Source organism: Serratia sp. ASV30, from assembly GCF_016428815.1.
GTDB lineage: Bacteria > Pseudomonadota > Gammaproteobacteria > Enterobacterales > Enterobacteriaceae > Chania > Chania fonticola_C.
On the sequence record NZ_JAELTL010000017.1, the window covers coordinates 76,496 to 94,600 of the forward strand.

An 18,105-nucleotide genomic window follows, 5' to 3' on the forward strand; every position below is an offset into this window, starting at 1 on the left:
ATAGGGGGATAGTTATACGTTTTGCAGGGGGAAAATGCCAGTCCAGAGGGCCGAGGTTTTGACGGGCGCAGCATGCAGCGCCCCTACGGTCTCAACTATTCTACGTCTTTGATATATTCGATCTCGTTGACTGTCCAGTAGGCAATCCCCGCCGGGGTCTCAACCGTGGCCGTATCTCCCACCTCTTTTTTCAGCAAGGCGCGGGCCATTGGTGAGTCGATGGAGATGTAGTCTTTACGGCCAAAGATTTCGTCGTAACCCACGATGCGAAAGCGTTTGGTATCGCCATCGTCATTCTCGATCTCTACCCAGGCCCCAAAGAACACTTTGCCCGCCTGCTGTGGCGAATAATCGACAATTTTCAGCTGCTCGAGGCACTTGGTGAGATAGCGCACCCGGCGATCGATCTCACGCAGCCGCTTTTTATTGTATTGGTAATCGGCGTTTTCACTTCGGTCGCCCAGGCTGGCGGCCCAGGTGACTTTCTTGGTCACTTCCGGGCGGTCTTCACGCCACAGAAAATCCAGTTCTTTTTTGAGCTTGTTGTAACCCTCACGGGTGATCAGCAATGTTTTCATTGTCATCCATCATCGAATCACAGGAGCAGTGGGCATTCTCGCATAAAGCAGCCACCATATCCGTTGGCGTTTTTTTTATAAACCTGAGGTACACTGCCAATTCGCCAGTCTTGCGGTTTTCTGCCAAGAGTGTACATCATACGCAGCGGGAAGTTTTTACCGATCATCGGCCCCGGTTTAAGTGAAAATTGTTGATATTTGGGCAAAAGAATAATCTTTGTAACAATTTCGTCTAGAATATATACCATTAAACGCTGTCAGTAATGATGGGGTTTTTGAACAATACGAGGCTGTTGCCAAATAGCCGCCAGCGGTGCCAATGCATAAGTGCGGGCCACAGTCTAGAATCAGGCAATACAGCCTTTGGGAGTCAGACAATGCAAGAGAATCACAAGATTCTGGTCGTCGATGATGACATGCGCCTGCGTGCGCTTTTAGAGCGTTACTTAACCGAACAGGGCTTCCAGGTTCGCAGCGTTGCCAACGCTGAGCAAATGGATCGTTTGCTGACGCGTGAGTCTTTCCATCTGATGGTATTAGACCTGATGTTACCGGGTGAAGACGGGCTGTCCATTTGCCGTCGCCTGCGCAGCCAAAGCAACCCGATGCCGATCATTATGGTGACCGCCAAGGGTGAAGAAGTGGACCGTATTGTCGGGCTGGAAATCGGTGCCGATGACTATATCCCTAAGCCGTTCAACCCGCGTGAACTGCTGGCTCGTATCCGTGCCGTGCTGCGCCGCCAGGCCAACGAACTGCCGGGTGCGCCTTCTCAGGAAGAGGCGGTGATCGCCTTTGGTAAATTCAAACTGAACCTTGGCACGCGCGAGATGTTCCGTGAAGATGAACCTATGCCATTAACCAGCGGTGAGTTCGCCGTGCTGAAAGCCCTGGTCAGCCACCCACGTGAACCATTGTCGCGCGATAAGCTGATGAACCTGGCCCGTGGCCGCGAATACAGTGCGATGGAGCGTTCCATCGACGTGCAAATCTCGCGCCTGCGCCGCATGGTTGAGGAAGATCCGGCACATCCACGTTATATCCAGACCGTTTGGGGTCTTGGCTACGTCTTCGTTCCGGACGGCAGTAAGGCATGAGGCGATTACGCTTTTCACCGCGTAGCTCGTTTGCCCGAACTTTGCTGTTGATCGTCACCTTGCTGTTCGTCAGCCTGGTGACGACCTATCTGGTGGTGCTTAACTTCGCCATCCTGCCCAGTCTGCAGCAGTTCAATAAGGTATTGGCGTACGAAGTTCGTATGCTGATGACCGATCGGCTGCAATTGGAGGACGGTACCTTGCTGGAGGTGCCGCCAGCGTTCCGCCGCGAGATCTATCGCGAGCTGGGCATTTCGCTTTATACCAACGCGGCTGCAGAAGAGAGCGGCCTGCGCTGGGCGCAACACTACCAATTCCTTAGCCAGCAGATGGCGCAGCAACTGGGTGGCCCGACCGACGTCCGCGTCGAGGTGAACAAAAACTCCCCGGTGGTCTGGCTGAAAACCTGGTTGCAGCCGGATATCTGGGTACGCGTTCCGCTCACCGAAATCCATCAAGGCGATTTCTCGCCGCTGTTCCGCTACACCTTGGCGATTATGTTGCTGGCGATAGGCGGCGCCTGGCTGTTTATTCGCATTCAGAACCGCCCTCTGGTGGAGCTTGAGCATGCTGCCTTGCAGGTAGGAAAAGGTATTATTCCGCCGCCGCTACGTGAGTATGGTGCCTCTGAGGTGCGCTCGGTAACCCGGGCCTTCAACCAGATGGCCTCTGGGGTGAAGTTGCTGGCCGACGATCGCACGCTGCTGATGGCGGGAGTCAGTCACGACTTGCGCACACCGTTGACGCGCATCCGTCTGGCGACGGAAATGATGAGCGAGCAAGACGGTTATCTGGCGGAGTCGATCAATAAAGATATCGAAGAATGTAACGCCATCATCGAGCAATTTATTGATTACCTGCGTACCGGCCAGGAGATGCAAACCGAAATTTGCGATTTGAACTCCATTCTGGGCGAAGTGGTGGCCACCGAAAGCGGCTACGAGCGGGTGATTGAAACCGATATTCTGCCGGGTGAGCTGATGGTGGACGTGCATCCGCTATCGATCAAACGTGCGGTGGTGAACATGGTGGTGAATGCGGCGCGCTATGGCAACGGCTGGATCAAGGTCAGCAGCGGGCGCGAACTGCAGCGCGGCTGGTTCCAGGTGGAGGATGATGGCCCCGGTATCAAGCCGGAAGAGCTGAAGCACCTGTTCCAACCTTTTGTACGTGGCGACAGTGCGCGTAGCACCAGCGGCACCGGGTTGGGGCTGGCGATCGTGCAGCGCATCATTGACGCTCATGCTGGCGTGCTGGATATCGGCACCAGCGAGCGCGGTGGGCTGCGTATCCGAGCTTACCTCCCATTACCGATCGAGAAGAAAGAAACTGCCAGCGGGACTCCTCCAGCCAAAGAGAACGCCTGATATCCTGACTTGAGGCCACAGCACTGTGGCCTGTTTGTTAACGGGCGCTGCGTGCTGCGCCCCTAAACATCGTCCACAAGTGCAAGTCAGCCATGAAGGCAAACCCACCTCAAGTGCAAATCAGCCACAAATAGAAAAGGCGCGGAATTCCGCGCCTTTTCTTAGGTGGTTAATCAACGCTATTACAGTTTCGGACCCGAGCTGACCAGTGCAGCACCTGCCGGGGTATCGGTGTATTTGTCGAAGTTGGTGATAAAGCGGTTCGCCAGATCGTGCGCCTTCTCTTCCCACTGTTCTATGTTGGCATAGGTGGCACGTGGGTCGAGGATGGCTGGATCAACGCCTGGTAGGGCGGTTGGCATCGACAGATCGAAGATTGGCAGCGTGATGGTTTCTGCCTTATCGATTTCACCGTTGAGGATGGCGTCGATAATGCCGCGGGTGTCTTTGATCGAAATACGCTTACCGGTGCCGTTCCAGCCGGTATTCACCAGGTAAGCCTGGGCTCCGGCTGCCTGCATGCGCTTGACCAGCACTTCGGCATACTGGGTTGGGTGCAGTGACAGGAATGCCGCACCAAAGCAGGCAGAGAAGGTTGGCGTTGGCTCGGTAACGCCACGCTCGGTACCGGCCAGCTTGGCGGTGAAACCGGACAGGAAGTGGTACTGGGTCTGGTTGGCCGTCAGGCGTGATACCGGCGGCAGTACGCCGAAGGCGTCCGCAGTCAGGAAGATCACCTTGGTAGCGTGGCCCGCTTTGGATACCGGCTTGACGATGTTGTGGATGTGATAGATCGGATAGGAAACACGGGTATTCTCGGTTTTCGATCCGTCGTTGAAGTCCACGGTACCGTCGGCCAATACGGTGACGTTTTCCAGCAGCGCATCACGCTTGATGGCGTGATAGATATCTGGCTCGGCTTCTTCCGACAGCTTGATGGTCTTGGCGTAGCAGCCGCCTTCGAAGTTGAAGACGCCATCGTCATCCCAGCCGTGTTCGTCATCGCCAATCAATTGGCGTTTCGGATCGGTGGACAGGGTGGTTTTACCGGTGCCGGACAGGCCGAAGAATACCGCCACGTCGCCTTTCTCGCCCACGTTGGCCGAGCAGTGCATGGAGGCAATGCCTTTAAGCGGCAGCAGGTAGTTCATGATGGAGAACATACCCTTTTTCATTTCGCCGCCGTACCAGGTGCCGCCGATCAGCTGCATACGCTCGGTCAGGTTGAATGCCACGAAGTTTTCCGAGTTCATTCCCTGCTGCTGCCAGTTCGGGTTGGTGCACTTGGCGCCGTTCATCACCACGAAATCAGGCTCAAAGCCCTGCAGTTCTTCGTCGCTCGGGCGGATAAACATGTTTTTGACGAAATGCGCTTGCCAGGCCACTTCTGTGATAAAGCGGACTTTCAGGCGGGAGTCTGCGTTAGCACCGCAGAAGGTATCGACCACGAACAGGCGCTTGCCGGAAAGCTGCTCGGTGACCAGTTTTTTCAGATCTGCCCAGACTTCAGGGCTGAGGGGTTTGTTATCGTTCTTGCCTTTACCTTGATCGGCCCACCAGACGGTGTCCCGGGTGATATCGTCACGAACGATGTACTTATCTTTTGGCGAACGGCCGGTGAAGATGCCGGTATCGACGGCAACGGCACCCAGATTGGTTACTACACCACGCTCAAACCCTTGCAGTGAAGGGTCCGTTTCTTCCTTAAACAGTAATTCATAACTCGGATTGTGAACGATTTCACCAACGTTATGAATTCCATAAGCGGCAAGATCCTGGTGGGTTATACCATTAACACGCATGTCACTACTCCTTGATCACAGAATTTCTGGCGACAATTGTAGGGATCCATGGCGATGTAACCGCGATAGGTATCAAATATTTAACGTATTAAACGTTTTTTAGTTACGTTATGAGATGTAGACCACGGAATAAAGCAAGCGTGCAAACGGCGGGGGCTGACGTGCGTCACAACTCGACGCACGTCACACCGCGGTTTTGCTTAATGCAGTTGGGTGCTGCTGTCGGCATTGCCGTTGTGAAGGGCTGCGATGTCTAACGCATCGAATACATAATGATTACCACAGTAATCACAGTGCATATCGATGTTGCCGTCCTGTTCCAGCATGTCGGCCACTTCTTCCGTTGGCAGCGTGATCAAGGCATCGGCACAGCGCTGGCGTGAACAGGTGCAGCGGAAGATCACGTCCTGGGGTTCGTACAGTGTGACCTCTTCCTGATGATAGAGGCGATACAGCACTTCGTTAGCTGGCAGGGTGAACAGCTCGTGATCCTTGATGGTGGCGGTCAGCTGTACCAGATGGTCGAAATCATCGGCATTGCCATCCTGAGCTGGCAGCACCTGTAACAGCATGCCAGCGGCTGCTGGTTTACCTTCGGCTTCGCCGGTGCGGATAAACAGGCGCGTTGGCAACTGTTCGGACTGGCGGAAATACCCTTCCAGACACTGGGCCAGCGTTTCACCTTCCAGACCCACCACGCCCTGATAGCGTTCACCTTCAGACGGGCTGATGGTGATCACCATAATGCCGTTACCCAGCATCTGGTGCAGGGTGCTGTCGGCCACAATCTCGCCTTCGACGCGGGCTACACCACGCATTTCTTGGCGATTGTTGCCGTTGATCACCGCCAGTTTCAGCGGGCCGTCACCTTGCACCTGAACGGTAATGTCACCGTCGAACTTCAGCGTGGCGGTGAGCAGGCTGGTGGCTACCAGCAATTCGCCCAGCAGCTTTTGTACCGGTGCCGGATAATCATGGTTGGTCAGGATGTGCTGATAGGTTTCGCTGACGGTAACCAGCTCACCGCGCACCGCGTAGTTTTCGAACAGGTAACGGTGCAATTGGTCATGGTTGGACATAGTTTTCTCTCAGTGAGGCGAGGGATTATTCCTGCTCGCCAAATTTAAATTTAATCAAATCGCGCCGCTCTTTCTTGTCCGGACGACGATCCGGATGCGGCATGGTCAGCGCATTCATCTTGCGTGCCAGCGCCACTTTTTCGCGATTGGCAATGCTGGCCTCGGTTTCCTGATACATCAGCTGCGCCTCATCGGCTCCACGCCGTTGGCTATTGATGGCCAGCACGATGACAGTGCGTTCGTCATTGCCCTGACGCAGCTTGATTTCGGCGTTGATTTCAACGGCTTTACTCGGCTTGCCGCGCTGCCCGTTGTAGTGCACCTTGCCGCCATCGATCATGTCGCGGGCCAGTGCGCGGGTTTTGTAAAATCGGGCGGCCCACAGCCATTTATCCAGGCGGACGGCCTCATCCGGTGTTGCTTTGGCTTTCATTGCTCCCTCCTTTCCAACGCCGGTATCAACTGGCGGTAGTCGCTCATCGACGGATAACGCTGGAAAGTTTTGCTCGCCATACTGGAATCCGGGTTTTGCACACCAAGACAGTAGCGGATACCAAACTTGCGGGCGGCATCCAGGATCGGTTCACCATCATCCACGAACAGCGTGCGCTGCGGGTCAAAGCCGGTTTGCTGCTGAACGGCCTGCCACAGACGCTGATCTTCCTTCGGATAACCAAATGTGTGGGTGGAAAGTAATAAATCAAGGTGTCGATCCAAACCGGTGTGCTCAACCTTCACCGCCAGACTGTGTGGATGCGCGTTGGTGAGCAGGATAGTGCGTTGCCCGGCATCGCGTAACGCCTGCAAAAACGGCTGGGTATCTTCACGCAGCCGAGCGCGGTTACCGACTTCGCTGGTCATTTGGTAGATATCCAGCCCAAGGCGTTCGCTCCAGTAATCAAAGCAATACCAGTTCATGGTGTGTTGCACGGCCAGGTATTCCTGATGAATGATGTTGCTGGCGTCGTCGAAGGGAATGGCCCGTTGCTCACTCAACGCCTGCGGTACCAGCGTTAGCCAAAAATGGCTGTCGAACTCCAGATCCAGCAAGGTGCCGTCCATATCCAGCAGTACGGTATCAATATCGTGCCAGTCAAACTCAGGAACCATGTACCAACTCCATAGGCGGGATAGCGGTATCCCGCAGATGATAAAAAAACATACAGCCTAGTATAGGCGGATGGCAGGGCGGAGGCTACGCCATTGGGCGTATGGATATCGGGGTGAGCTGCGGGTTGAAGCAGCTGTCGTAATAGCGCTGGATATCGGCGAGGCGATGTTGGTTTTTGCGCCAGCGTTGTACCAGCCGCCAGGAGTTGTAACCCAGCACGACGACCAACACCAGCAACAGCAGGCTGGTGCCAAGATAGCGCCACAGGGTCACGATATCCGGTTCACTATGCAGAGCGATATGCCGAGTGCCGTTGGCATCGACAAAAATATTGGTGATCACCCCGTTTGCCCGGAACGGCGTATGTAGCAGCATGCTGCTAAGACGCTGTAGTTCGTTCCATTGGTCGAGTGAGTTGTATTCGTTCAGCGGCTGCGTGGGCAAGGGATAATCCACCAACTGCTTGCCTTCGTCACTGGTGATCAAGAAACCGCCCGGCGGTGGACTATTGAGGGCCGCAGCGGCCTGACGGGTTTCCCGCACCACAAAGGCAGAGGTAGCCGCGTTGCTCAAGTTCTCCAGCGATTCAGCACTGACCGGCCGCAGCAGAACGTTGACGCCTTCCAGCGCCCCGGACTTGGCCCGTTTCACCAGATTGGCCCAGTTCTTGACGTTACCCAGATTGACCAATGCGTTCTTCAAACGCACACAGTCGGCCTCCGTGCCGCACAGATCCTGCGTTTTCAATACGATATCTGCAAAGTCATCCAGCAGGATCATGCCTGACTTTTCAATGGCACTGGCCAACTGCGGGTTCACTTTCTGCTCGGCACCGCTTGGGTGCAGTTGCCGGTTGATGGTGGCCATCAGCGCAGCCGCTTTATCGATCACTTCCGATTCGGGCTGTGGCAGCGGGGTAGCCGTATTCCAGTAGATCCCCGAACAATCGAAAGGCATAAAGCTCGGCGCAGTGGCGCTGTTGTTGCCCGAAGGAACGTAGCACATGCCGTTGCCCTGAATTTTCAGCCTATCGCCGATATGCAGTGGAATGGCCTCCAGTGCCTGAACGCTGGTGACTTCCGTTTTCTGCGTGCCCTGTAACCACGCGGTGCTCAATTTAGCGGGCAGGCTGAGTGGAATGTAGATTAACAGTAACAACAGCACCACGAGCGAACTGGCCGCTAATACGGCGTTCTTGCCCCACTGCTGCAAGGGGAAGTTCTTCACTTCGTCATGCAGGGAAAGATAGTGCCCCTGGCGCACCACCTGCCGGTTGAGGTAGATATCCACATTGGTGGTTTTACCCAGGTCCGCATTCAGGTAAGGCAGCCAGTGCGGGGGATAGATCAAATCGATAATGCCAAAAGAGATATTACTGATTTGCCCCTGATTGGACTCACCGAATAACCCCCAGCGCTTTGGCGTGCCGCGCAGACAGTGCACCTCTTTCAGCTCTTTTTCGCTCGGGCGGCGCAACAGATGCCAGCAGCCCCAGACGATCATTAGCACCGCCACCAGAATGATCCAGGGGATCACTACCACTGGACTGATCAGGCTGAGGAATAGCAGCAGTAGGGCAGCAGAGATGAGGGCAGCTTCCTTGATGCCGTTCGGCCGGTTAAGCTCATGTTCCTCGCGGGTTTCCTTGCGAATGTTAACCAGCTCAATATGTTCGCTCTCTTCTTTGCGGATGGAGGCGTTCCTTGTCGGGGCTGCAGTCACTACTGGCGAAGGTGGGCTGTCGTAAATATGATCCAGCAGCGAATGGCCGTTGAGAGAGATCACCAGCGGCAGCGTCTGGGTCTTGATCACTTCGACATGGTTATCGGCGCTGATGTACTGCTCCCAGAACGGAGGCAGATGGATTTCTTCCGAGTCGAGATAGTAGCGCCAGTTGTTGGGCTCATCGCTGGCCAGACCATAGCGGGTGATGGCATGGGTGATCGGGTAAACGTTATCGCTCTGTGCGGTCAACGCCAGCCTGGCAGAAGGCAGGGAAGCGGAACCTGACAGCAGTTTGTTGCCCAGGCGGTTCTGTTGGTTGAGGTAATACTCGATAGCTGCCCGCTCTGGTGCGGTCAGTTTGCGGCGGGTAGGTTTGACGAACGGCAGGATACCTGCCAAGGCTGGCTGGGGGCGGAATTTAAACCACAAGTAAAGGCCAGCAGCGATCAGGCAGGCTAGCGCTAAGGCCAATATCAACGCTATTGTGCTCATGCTATTCTCGTCCCACACCCATGAAACCGCCAATCTTACGCAAAGCCAGACATTATACGGAGTTAACCGCCCAGAGATAGAATGACCCACCGTTTAGTTGTAATCCGGCTCTCATTCATGGCTATCGTTAGGCATTTACCGTACGATTTTTTAACCTGCACGAGCATAGCAATCCTCATGGTGTGCGGATATCAGGATTATCCTATTTGCCTACCTGTTTTTTTATCCACCAGGATAGCTGCTGGTCAGGTTTGTTAAAAAAAAGTAAATTACAGGCTAAGCTCGTTGCGAAAATGGTTCCCATTAACGCACAATGTGATCAAGATCGAATTTAGCCAGTGGTTGACCCTTTTTGCTGTCTGCCACAACGCGCATATTATTATCCTGGTTACCTGCCTGAGAGTACTGAGTATTCAGTGTATTAGGCGGTTAACCTATTTGAGGCCATCATGGATAAACAGCTGCAAAAACCTAAAATTCTGAAAGTAGAAACGGTCGCGCGCTCGCGTTTATTTAACGTTGAGTCGGTCGATCTGGAGTTCAGTAACGGTGTGCGGCGGGTCTATGAGCGTATGCGCCCTTCGGAACGCGAAGCGGTGATGATTGTGCCGGTGATAGGGGATGATTTGCTGCTGATCCGTGAATATGCGGTGGGCACCGAATCCTATGAGCTGGGCTTCCCCAAAGGGCTGATCGATCCTGGTGAAGGGGTGTTGGAAGCCGCTAACCGCGAACTGATGGAAGAAGTCGGCTTTGGGGCCGTGCGCTTTGATTTCCTCAGCAAACTGACGATGGCACCTTCCTATTTTTCCAGCCAGATGAATATCGTGCTGGCACACGACCTTTATGCGCAAAGCCTGGAGGGGGATGAGCCAGAGCCGTTACCCCAGGTGCGTTGGCCGATAGCCAACATGATGGCACTGCTGGCGGAACCGGACTTTCGTGAGGCGCGCAATGTCAGCGCATTGTTCCTGGCAGAGGCATTCCTGCGCGGTTCGCGCTAACCCCCCATCGATTCCACCGCTGACAAACCCTCACCGGACTCAGAACATGCCGTGCCCGCCGGTCAAGATAAAAAAATGGCCAGATTGCTCTGGCCATTGTCGTTTTTAGAACAGCTCGTGGCTTTCGCCACCAGGGTCTGTCAAGGTGGTTCCGGCATCATGTACCGAGAACTCCGTGGGTTGAGTGCCTTCGATAAAGTACTCGGAACGGCTACCTCCGCCCCCGTTGGACAGCTTGCCGGTGCTCTTGTCGATGGTTACGCTGACAATCCCCGGTGGTGGCGTGACTTTCTGCTCTGGCAGGCCTTCCAGCGCCACCTTCATAAAATCATCCCAAGCCGGTTGAGCACTTTTCGCCCCACCTTCACCACCGGAAATCTGATCCGGGATGGCACCCGAAGCGGAGGCACGGCCAAGATTGCGGCGGTGATCGTCGAAACCGATCCACACCGATGTCACTGTTTCTGGGCCGTAGCCGGAGAACCAGGCATCTTTCGAACTGTTGGTGGTACCGGTTTTGCCGCCGATATCATGGCGTTTAAGATCGCGGCCTGCGCGCCAGCCGGTGCCCATCCAGCCCGGCTCACCGAAGATATTGGTGTTCAACGCATCACGGATCAGGAACGACAGCGGGGTGCTGATCACGTGTGGTGCATACTGCTGGTCGTTATCCTGCTGCATCTGTGCCGGGGTTACCTGCTCAAGCTGTGGCATCGGGACGTTGGCATTGTTGCCTTCCTGCGATACCGCCACGTTCTCGACGTTATCGTCGGAAAGCATGGCTGAACGATGCGTATCGCCGTAGATCACCGGCAGGTTGCAGCTATCGCAAACCACTTTCGGTTTGGCCTCGAATATCGCTTTACCCGTATCGTCTTCGATCTTGGTGATGAAGTACGGGTCAACCAGATAGCCACCGTTGGCCAATACGGCATAGCCGCGTGCCACCTGTAGCGGGGTGAACGAAGCTGAACCGAGCGCCAGCGATTCCGAATGTACGATGTTTTGCGCCGGGAAACCAAAGCGTTGCAGATATTCAGCGGCATAGTCCACGCCCATGGCGCGCATTGCCCGCACCATCACCACGTTCTTCGATTGGCCTAGGCCTTGGCGTAGTCGGATAGGACCGTCGTAAGTAGGTGGCGAGTTTTTCGGCCGCCAGTCGGTACCGGCACCGGCATCCCAACGGGTGATCGGCAGATCGTTGAGGATGGTGGCCAGCGTCAGACCCTTATCCATTGCCGCGGTATACAGGAACGGCTTGATGTTGGAACCCACCTGGCGCAGCGCCTGGGTCGCACGGTTGAACTTGCTCTGGTTGAAATCGAAGCCGCCGACCAACGCCTTGATAGCGCCAGTATTAGGATCGAGCGACACCAGCGCCGAGTTCACGTCCGGCACCTGTGACAGCCACCAGTTGTCGTTAACTTTACGCACCCAGATCTGTTGGCCCGGCTGCACCACGTCGGTGACGCGCTTCGGCGTAGGACCTTGCACCGTGTCGCTCTTGAACGCACGTGCCCAGCGCATGCCAGACATCGGGAGCGCAATGCGGCTGCCATCGGCCAGCATGGCGGTAGCCTGTTCGGCATCCGCCTGCAGGATCACTGCAGGAGACAGCGGGCCGTAGTTCGGCAGGTTCTTGAGGGAATCGACAATCTGTTTCTGATCCCAGGCCGGTTCACCCACTTTCCACAGCACGTTTGACGGGCCGCGATAGCCGTGGCGCATGTCGTAGTTGAGGATGTTGTTACGCACCGCCTCCTGCGCACCTTGTTGCAGCCGCTTGGTGATGGTGGTGTACACCTTGTAACCGTCGGTATAGGCGTTTTCACCGTAACGCTTGATCATCTCCTGACGCACCAGCTCTGAAAGATAAGGGGCGGAGAAGCTGATTTCCGGCGCATGGTAATTGGCTACCAAAGGTTCACTGCGGGCCTGATCGTACTGCGCCTGCGTGATGTAGCGCTCATCCAGCATCCGCGATAGCACCACGTTACGACGCGCTACGGAGCGATCGTGGGAATATAGCGGGTTAAAGGTGGAAGGTGCTTTGGGCAACCCGGCAATGGTAGCCATTTCGCTCAGCGTCAGTTGGTTGACATCCTTACCAAAATAGACGTGCGCGGCAGCACCCACGCCATAAGCGCGGTAACCCAGATAGATTTTGTTCAGATACAGCTCAAGAATTTCATCCTTGGTCAGCATCTGTTCAATGCGGATCGCCAGGAAGGCTTCCTTGATTTTGCGCATCAAGGTGCGTTCCGGGCTCAGGAAGAAGTTTCTGGCCAACTGCTGGGTGATGGTACTGGCCCCCTGCGAAGCGTGGCCGGAAACCAGCGCGACCGATGCAGCACGGAAGATACCAACGGGATCGACCCCGTGATGATCATAGAAACGGCTGTCCTCCGTGGCGATGAAGGCATGCACCATCACTGGTGGAATTTGGTCCAGCTTGAGGGGTATACGGCGTTTTTCACCATATTGGGCGATCAGTTCGCCCTCCGCGCTGTAAACCTGCATCGGGATTTGTAGCCGCACGTCTTTCAGCGTTGCGACATCGGGCAGCTGTGGCTCGACATATTTGTACAAGCCAAAAATCGAGGCTGCTCCCAGCACGATGCAAAACACTGCAAGGATTAAAAGATACTTTACGAACTTCACCTGAGATTTCCCATTTCATGTCAATTGGGCAGTTTATAAACAACCGCGCGGTAGTATAAAGGCAAGCCTGCAACATGGATATGTTCTTTTGTTATCTGAGGGTACGGAGGTGGGGTGAAATATGTTTTCTCAAACGTGGCAAGTGGGGTTGGATATCCAGGATCACTGCATCAGAGCGCTGGCTGCGCAGCGTCGGCGTAACGGTTGGCAATTGCGCCATTGGTGGCAACAGGCATTGCCCTACCCGGCGCTGCGGGCGGGGCATTTAGAGAGTTCTGCAATGTTGGTGACGGTACTCAAGCAGTGGCGTAGCCGGTTACCAAGACATATTTCCTTACGCATTGCTTTACCCGCACAGCGGGTTTTACAGCAGACGTTGCCCCTGCCAGACCTGCGCTTACAGGAGCCGGTTCGCCATGACTACATCACCACCCAGGGCCTGAAACAGTTCCCGTTAGACAGCCAGACGTTGGTAATGGATTACCGCCAGGCGCAGCCCAATACCCATCAGTTGCTGCTCACCGCGGCCCGCCAGCAGGAGCTGCGACAATGGCTGCAATGCCTGCAACTGGCGGATCTGCATCCCCAGGTGATCGATATCGCACCGAATGCGCTAAGCATGATGGCCGCATTTGCTGGCTTGGCTCCCGATGCCGGGCTGCTGCATCGCCTGGAGTCGGAATGGCTATGGGTAGCACCGCAAGCGATGCCCTTTGCTTATGGCGTCTTGCCTGCGGGGGAAGCCGTCGGCGTCAAGCAGGCGTTGGCAGCACTGCGTTCAGCTTGCCCAGCCATGGGGGCTAAAGAGGTGTATTACAGCAGCGTGCTGGACGAGGCCGCGCCAGAAGGCACCATGCCCTGGTCACCGTTCACGGCTTTCAGCCGCTTATACCCGCCGCTACCTGCTCAGCCGATGGCGTTTGCTCTGGCTGGCGGGTTGGCTCTGCGTCGCGAGGATGCCTGATGTATCAGGTCAATCTGTTGCCCTGGCGCCTCAGATGGCAGCGGCAACGCTACACCTTCTGGTTACGCTGCTTCGTTGCTCAATTGCTGTTGATGCTGGCTATGCTCACGGCGGTCTACTTTTTGCTGTTCTACCAACAGGCCAGGCAACATTCGATATTGCAGGGCTTAACGCAGCAACACACTGAGCTGGCAGGGCGTATTCAGCAGACGCAGCAAAAGATGGCCGAATTGACCCGTTTGGCCGCAGAAAGTGCCCGTTACCAGCACAATCGTGCGCAGAACCTGCGTTACCTGTCGTTATTGCAGCAGCTCTCGGTAACGCTGCCTGAAACCCTGTGGCTCACGGATTTTGAAGAGAACGCCAAGGGGATCTTGCTGCGGGGGCAAGGTGGGGCGTATGAGGAGATTGTCACCTTTGAGCGGCGGTTGGCCGGGCTACCTTTGTTGCAGGGCTGTCGTCTGGTTGAAGTCACGCAACGCAAGGAGGGAGGGTTGGCGTTCACTCTAACGGCACGCTGGGGGCAAGATGGATAAGCCCCTGCCAGACTGGCTGCTCCCCTGGCTCGCCCGGCCTGGTTGGCAACTGCTGGCGGCTCAATGGCTGGTATTAGCCGGGGCTGGGCTGTTGGCCGGCAGTGGGCCGATCTCGGGGGAATGGCAGCGGTGGGAAAGGCTGGATGAGCAGCGTCAGCAGTTGGAACACCAGATTGCAGAGCGTCAGCAGCAACTTAGCCGGCTACCGCCGCTAGCAGAGCTTGAACAGCGGTTGGGGCAGCAGGTGTTGATCGTGCCTGATGAGCCGGGGGACTTGGGGACTCAGCTCTATCAGCTTGGGGGGCGGCTGCTACGTTTCCAGCAGCAGGGGAAACCAGCTCAGCAAAAGATATGGTTACAGCTAGATTTCGGGGGCTTGCTGCGCTTGTTGGAGGCGCTGCCATCCACCCGCAGGATTGGGCAAATGAAGGTCGAGAGGCAGCCCGAAGGGTTAACCACTCAACTGACTCTGATTAGCTTAGAAGAGGCGGCGGATGAATAAGGCGTGGTGGTTTTGGCTGTTGTTCTCGGCCCCGCTGTGGGCTGAACAGTATCGCGATCCGTTCCAGCCACCGCTAACGGCGGCCTGCGCCGATCCTGCCATTTCACCGGAGGGCTGGCGGCTGAAAGGGGTTATTGGCACGCCGGATTTGCGCTATGGCTGGGTGGTCACCTCGCAGGGGCAGTGGTTGGGGTTATTGCCCCGGCAGCGGGTGCTGGATGGGGATTGGCAAGTGATGCAGATCCAGCCCCGGCAGCTTGAACTCGTCGCGCAGGATAGGGCGGAAGCCTGTCGGCCACACACGGGCAGTGTGGTGCTCACGTTGGGAAAGAAAACGTAAGGAAAAGCGATGAAAGGATATCAGTGGCTTTTGGTGGGATGGCTGGCTCTCCCTTTGGCGGTGATGGCAGGCGTGCAGCAGGAAAAGCCGGTGTCGCTGGCATTCCATGATACCCCGGCCAGCCTGATTTTACAGGCGCTGGCGGAGTATCAAGACTTGAACCTGGTCGCAGCCGAGGGTGTCGATACCAATCTGACACTGCGTTTGGACAATGTTCACTGGCAGCAGGCGTTGGCAGTGGTGTTACGCATGGGCAAGCTGACGATGACGCTGGAGGGCAATGTGATGATGGTTTTCCCACAGCCGGATGAGCAGGAGCTGCTTCGTCGGCAGCGGGCGTTGGCGCAGCAGGAGCCGCTGCACAACCTGACGATCACGCTGCAAAACGCGGAGGCCAGTGAGATAGCGCAGAGCCTGGATAGCCAACGCGGCAAATTATTGACCGAGCGTGGCAGCGTCGTGGTGGATAAACGCAGCAACGCGTTGTTGCTGCGTGACACCGCTCAGGCGCTGGCCCAGTTGAAAACCTGGGTGGCAGAGATGGATACCCCGCTGGAACAGGTGCAGCTGGCTGCCCATATTGTCACCATCAGCAGCGAGAATTTGCGGGAGCTTGGCGTAAGGTGGGGGTTGGCAGCAGAAGAAAGGCCAGCCAAAACGTTGCGGATAGACAATTTCAGCGTTGGCCTGCCGGTAGAAAACAGCGCCATAACGGCCGGTTTCCACCTGGCACGCATCAGCGGGCGCATCCTGGATCTGGAGCTGTCGGCGCTGGAGCAGGAAAATCAGGTGGAGATTATCGCCAGCCCGCGCCTGCTCACCGCACATCTGCAAACCGCCAGTATTAAACAGGGCACGGAAATCCCCTACGAGGTGTCGAGCGGCTCCAGCGGTGCCACCTCAATCGAGTTCAAGGACGCGGTGCTGGGCATGGAGGTCACGCCCAAGATTTTACCCAATGGCCGCATCACCCTGGCGTTACAGATCAGCCAGAATATGCCCGGGCGTTCGATCAAACAGGGCGAAGGAGAGGCGCTGGCGATCGACAAGCAGGAGATTAAAACCCAGGTGACGGTGAAAGATGGTGAAACCATTGTCTTAGGGGGCATTTTTCAGCGTCAGCGTAACCAGGCGACCGATAAAGTCCCTGGCGTGGGCGATATCCCGTTGCTGGGATCGCTGTTCAAACACAGCAATCAACAGCATAAAAGGCGCGAGTTGGTGATTTTCATCACGCCCACACTGGTTAAAGTCTAAATTGTCTCGATGGTGATGTTTGGTGCAGTGATGACGCCAAGGCCAAATGAGGGAAACCGACGAAAGTTAGCGTTAATCTGCCAAATCGCGACATCCCGTTACTTTTTCAGATAAACTCCAAGCGGAGATCTCGCTGCAATGCTCGGTTCATGAGGTCTCAGTCCAAAATCCTAGCCGTTGAAAACGCTTAAAAGTTGGCAAGCAAATGCACTTTTTTTCGTGCCTTAGAGGCATCTGAGTTTGACGCTGCGGCCGATTTAGCTTACAAGGGTTACCGAATTGAGCACCGAGGTTTTTTTGTTAATGCTGTACCCGTCGTCTTCCAGGCTGAAACCTGGGATCCATAGGGTATAAGACGCCGTTAAAAACGTATGGTTTCCCTCCTGCGGCGTGGATAGTGATTTATTCGGTTGCCAAACTACCAAGAGTGTTGAGATAATTTTTCGTCTGATCTCGCACTATCGCTCATGAGGTTTCAGTTTAGGTCCCGCCGCTAATTTGATTGGCGGGGCGGGTTATCATTAACGAATTGTCTTAGTAATACCGAAAAACATGGCAGAGAAACGCAATATCTTTCTGGTTGGGCCTATGGGTGCCGGCAAAAGCACTATTGGCCGTCAGTTAGCTCAGCAACTCAATATGGAGTTTTTCGACTCCGATCAAGAAATTGAGCGACGTACCGGAGCTGACGTGGGCTGGGTATTCGACGTGGAAGGGGAAGAAGGTTTCCGCGATCGTGAAGAAAAAGTCATTAATGAACTGACGGAAAAGCAAGGGATTGTGCTGGCTACCGGCGGGGGCTCGGTTAAGTCGCGTGAAACGCGTAACCGCCTGTCGGCGCGTGGTGTCGTGGTCTATTTGGAAACCACTATCGAGAAGCAGTTGGCCCGTACTCAGCGCGACAAGAAGCGTCCGCTGCTGCAGGTAGACTCTCCTCCGCGTGAGGTGCTGGAAGCGCTGGCTAGAGAGCGCAATCCGTTGTACGAAGAAATTGCAGATGTCACTATCCGCACCGACGATCAAAGCGCTAAAGTGGTTGCCAACCAGATTATCAACATGCTGGAAAGTAACTGATAGCGGGTTCCGTGTTGGCCGCGGGCAAATGCGGAAATTCTGATTGTGTTCCCCGCGTTGGCGGGGATAAACCACACCGAGAACTGAGCGCGACATGGAGAGAATTACCGTAACGCTTGGGGAGCGTAGCTACCCGATTACCATAGCCGCCGGATTGTTTGACGATCCGGCTTCTTTTATGCCGCTAAAGGCGGGTGAACAGGTCATGCTGGTCACCAACCAGACTTTGGCACCCTTGTATCTGGAGCGTATCCGGTCGGTGCTGGAACAGGGCGGCGTAGTGGTGGATCAGGTGATTCTACCTGATGGCGAACAGTATAAATCTCTGGCCGTACTCGAGCAGGTGTTCTCGGCGCTGCTGGAAAAGCCCCACGGTCGCGATACCACGCTAATTGCCCTCGGCGGCGGCGTGATTGGCGATCTGACCGGCTTTGCCGCAGCGTGCTATCAACGCGGTGTGCGTTTTATCCAGGTTCCTACCACGCTGCTCTCGCAGGTGGACTCCTCCGTTGG

General features: G+C 55.5%; 17 protein-coding genes. 10 read left to right on the forward strand and 7 right to left on the reverse strand.

Annotation, left to right across the window (positions count from 1 at the left end; all coding sequences use genetic code 11):
• Window positions 1-95: 95 nt before the first annotated feature.
• Window positions 96-578 carry a transcription elongation factor GreB gene (greB, locus tag JHD74_RS10220; RefSeq protein WP_024527581.1) on the reverse strand — a complete coding sequence of 161 codons (483 nt, stop codon included), beginning with the start codon at window positions 576-578 and terminating at the stop codon, window positions 96-98.
• Between the two features lie 377 nt (window positions 579-955).
• On the opposite strand from greB, the gene ompR reads away from it, so the two are divergent.
• Both ompR and envZ read left to right on the forward strand, forming a co-directional pair.
• Complete coding sequence (gene ompR / locus JHD74_RS10225; RefSeq protein ID WP_004709363.1) at window positions 956-1,675, forward strand: two-component system response regulator OmpR; 720 nt, start codon at window positions 956-958, stop codon at window positions 1,673-1,675.
• Window positions 1,672-3,042, forward strand: a complete 1,371-nt coding sequence (gene envZ, locus JHD74_RS10230; RefSeq protein WP_024527579.1) for a two-component system sensor histidine kinase EnvZ — start codon at window positions 1,672-1,674, stop codon at window positions 3,040-3,042. Before ompR ends, envZ begins: the two co-directional genes overlap by 4 nt.
• 182 nt (window positions 3,043-3,224) lie before the next feature.
• On the opposite strand, the gene pckA is transcribed toward envZ, so the two are convergent.
• From pckA to JHD74_RS10255, 5 genes are all read right to left on the reverse strand, one after another.
• The gene (pckA, locus tag JHD74_RS10235; RefSeq protein WP_021807458.1) at window positions 3,225-4,844 is read right to left on the reverse strand and encodes a phosphoenolpyruvate carboxykinase (ATP); all 1,620 of its coding nucleotides are present in this window, start codon (window positions 4,842-4,844) and stop codon (window positions 3,225-3,227) included.
• 200 nt (window positions 4,845-5,044) lie between these two features.
• Window positions 5,045-5,923, reverse strand: coding sequence for an Hsp33 family molecular chaperone HslO (gene hslO / locus JHD74_RS10240; protein ID WP_024482748.1), 879 nt, complete (start codon window positions 5,921-5,923; stop codon window positions 5,045-5,047).
• A gap of 25 nt (window positions 5,924-5,948) precedes the next feature.
• Window positions 5,949-6,356 carry a ribosome-associated heat shock protein Hsp15 gene (gene hslR / locus JHD74_RS10245; RefSeq protein WP_021181711.1) on the reverse strand — a complete coding sequence of 136 codons (408 nt, stop codon included), beginning with the start codon at window positions 6,354-6,356 and terminating at the stop codon, window positions 5,949-5,951.
• Window positions 6,353-7,033, reverse strand: coding sequence for a GMP/IMP nucleotidase (gene yrfG, locus JHD74_RS10250; RefSeq protein ID WP_024527576.1), 681 nt, complete (start codon window positions 7,031-7,033; stop codon window positions 6,353-6,355). The genes hslR and yrfG overlap by 4 nt, the downstream gene beginning before the upstream one ends.
• Before the next feature lie 85 nt (window positions 7,034-7,118).
• Window positions 7,119-9,251, reverse strand: coding sequence for an intracellular growth attenuator family protein (locus JHD74_RS10255; RefSeq protein ID WP_024527575.1), 2,133 nt, complete (start codon window positions 9,249-9,251; stop codon window positions 7,119-7,121).
• Window positions 9,252-9,700: 449 nt separating this feature from the next.
• Here JHD74_RS10255 and nudE point away from each other — a divergent pair, with 449 nt between their 5' ends.
• On the forward strand, window positions 9,701-10,255 hold the full coding sequence (nudE, locus tag JHD74_RS10260; RefSeq protein WP_074030278.1) for an ADP compounds hydrolase NudE: 555 nt from the start codon (window positions 9,701-9,703) through the stop codon (window positions 10,253-10,255).
• 105 nt (window positions 10,256-10,360) lie between these two features.
• Here nudE and mrcA read toward each other — a convergent pair whose 3' ends face one another.
• Window positions 10,361-12,919 carry a peptidoglycan glycosyltransferase/peptidoglycan DD-transpeptidase MrcA gene (gene mrcA / locus JHD74_RS10265; protein WP_199062665.1) on the reverse strand — a complete coding sequence of 853 codons (2,559 nt, stop codon included), beginning with the start codon at window positions 12,917-12,919 and terminating at the stop codon, window positions 10,361-10,363.
• A 121-nt stretch (window positions 12,920-13,040) separates the two neighbouring features.
• On the opposite strand from mrcA, the gene pilM reads away from it, so the two are divergent.
• The 7 genes from pilM to JHD74_RS10300 all read left to right on the forward strand — a co-directional run.
• Complete coding sequence (pilM, locus tag JHD74_RS10270; protein WP_199062666.1) at window positions 13,041-13,883, forward strand: type IV pilus biogenesis protein PilM; 843 nt, start codon at window positions 13,041-13,043, stop codon at window positions 13,881-13,883.
• Window positions 13,883-14,419, forward strand: coding sequence for a PilN domain-containing protein (locus tag JHD74_RS10275; protein WP_074030281.1), 537 nt, complete (start codon window positions 13,883-13,885; stop codon window positions 14,417-14,419). Before pilM ends, JHD74_RS10275 begins: the two co-directional genes overlap by 1 nt.
• Window positions 14,412-14,921, forward strand: a complete 510-nt coding sequence (locus JHD74_RS10280; protein ID WP_074030283.1) for a hypothetical protein — start codon at window positions 14,412-14,414, stop codon at window positions 14,919-14,921. The genes JHD74_RS10275 and JHD74_RS10280 overlap by 8 nt, the downstream gene beginning before the upstream one ends.
• Window positions 14,914-15,261, forward strand: a complete 348-nt coding sequence (locus JHD74_RS10285; RefSeq protein ID WP_024527570.1) for a DNA utilization family protein — start codon at window positions 14,914-14,916, stop codon at window positions 15,259-15,261. Before JHD74_RS10280 ends, JHD74_RS10285 begins: the two co-directional genes overlap by 8 nt.
• Window positions 15,262-15,270: 9 nt before the next feature.
• The gene (gene hofQ / locus JHD74_RS10290) at window positions 15,271-16,518 is read left to right on the forward strand and encodes a DNA uptake porin HofQ (protein ID WP_199062667.1); all 1,248 of its coding nucleotides are present in this window, start codon (window positions 15,271-15,273) and stop codon (window positions 16,516-16,518) included.
• 552 nt (window positions 16,519-17,070) lie between these two features.
• Complete coding sequence (gene aroK, locus JHD74_RS10295) at window positions 17,071-17,592, forward strand: shikimate kinase AroK (RefSeq protein ID WP_005271698.1); 522 nt, start codon at window positions 17,071-17,073, stop codon at window positions 17,590-17,592.
• 94 nt (window positions 17,593-17,686) lie between these two features.
• Window positions 17,687-18,105: 3-dehydroquinate synthase (locus tag JHD74_RS10300; protein WP_199062668.1), on the forward strand; the 419-nt coding region annotated here is incomplete at its 3' end.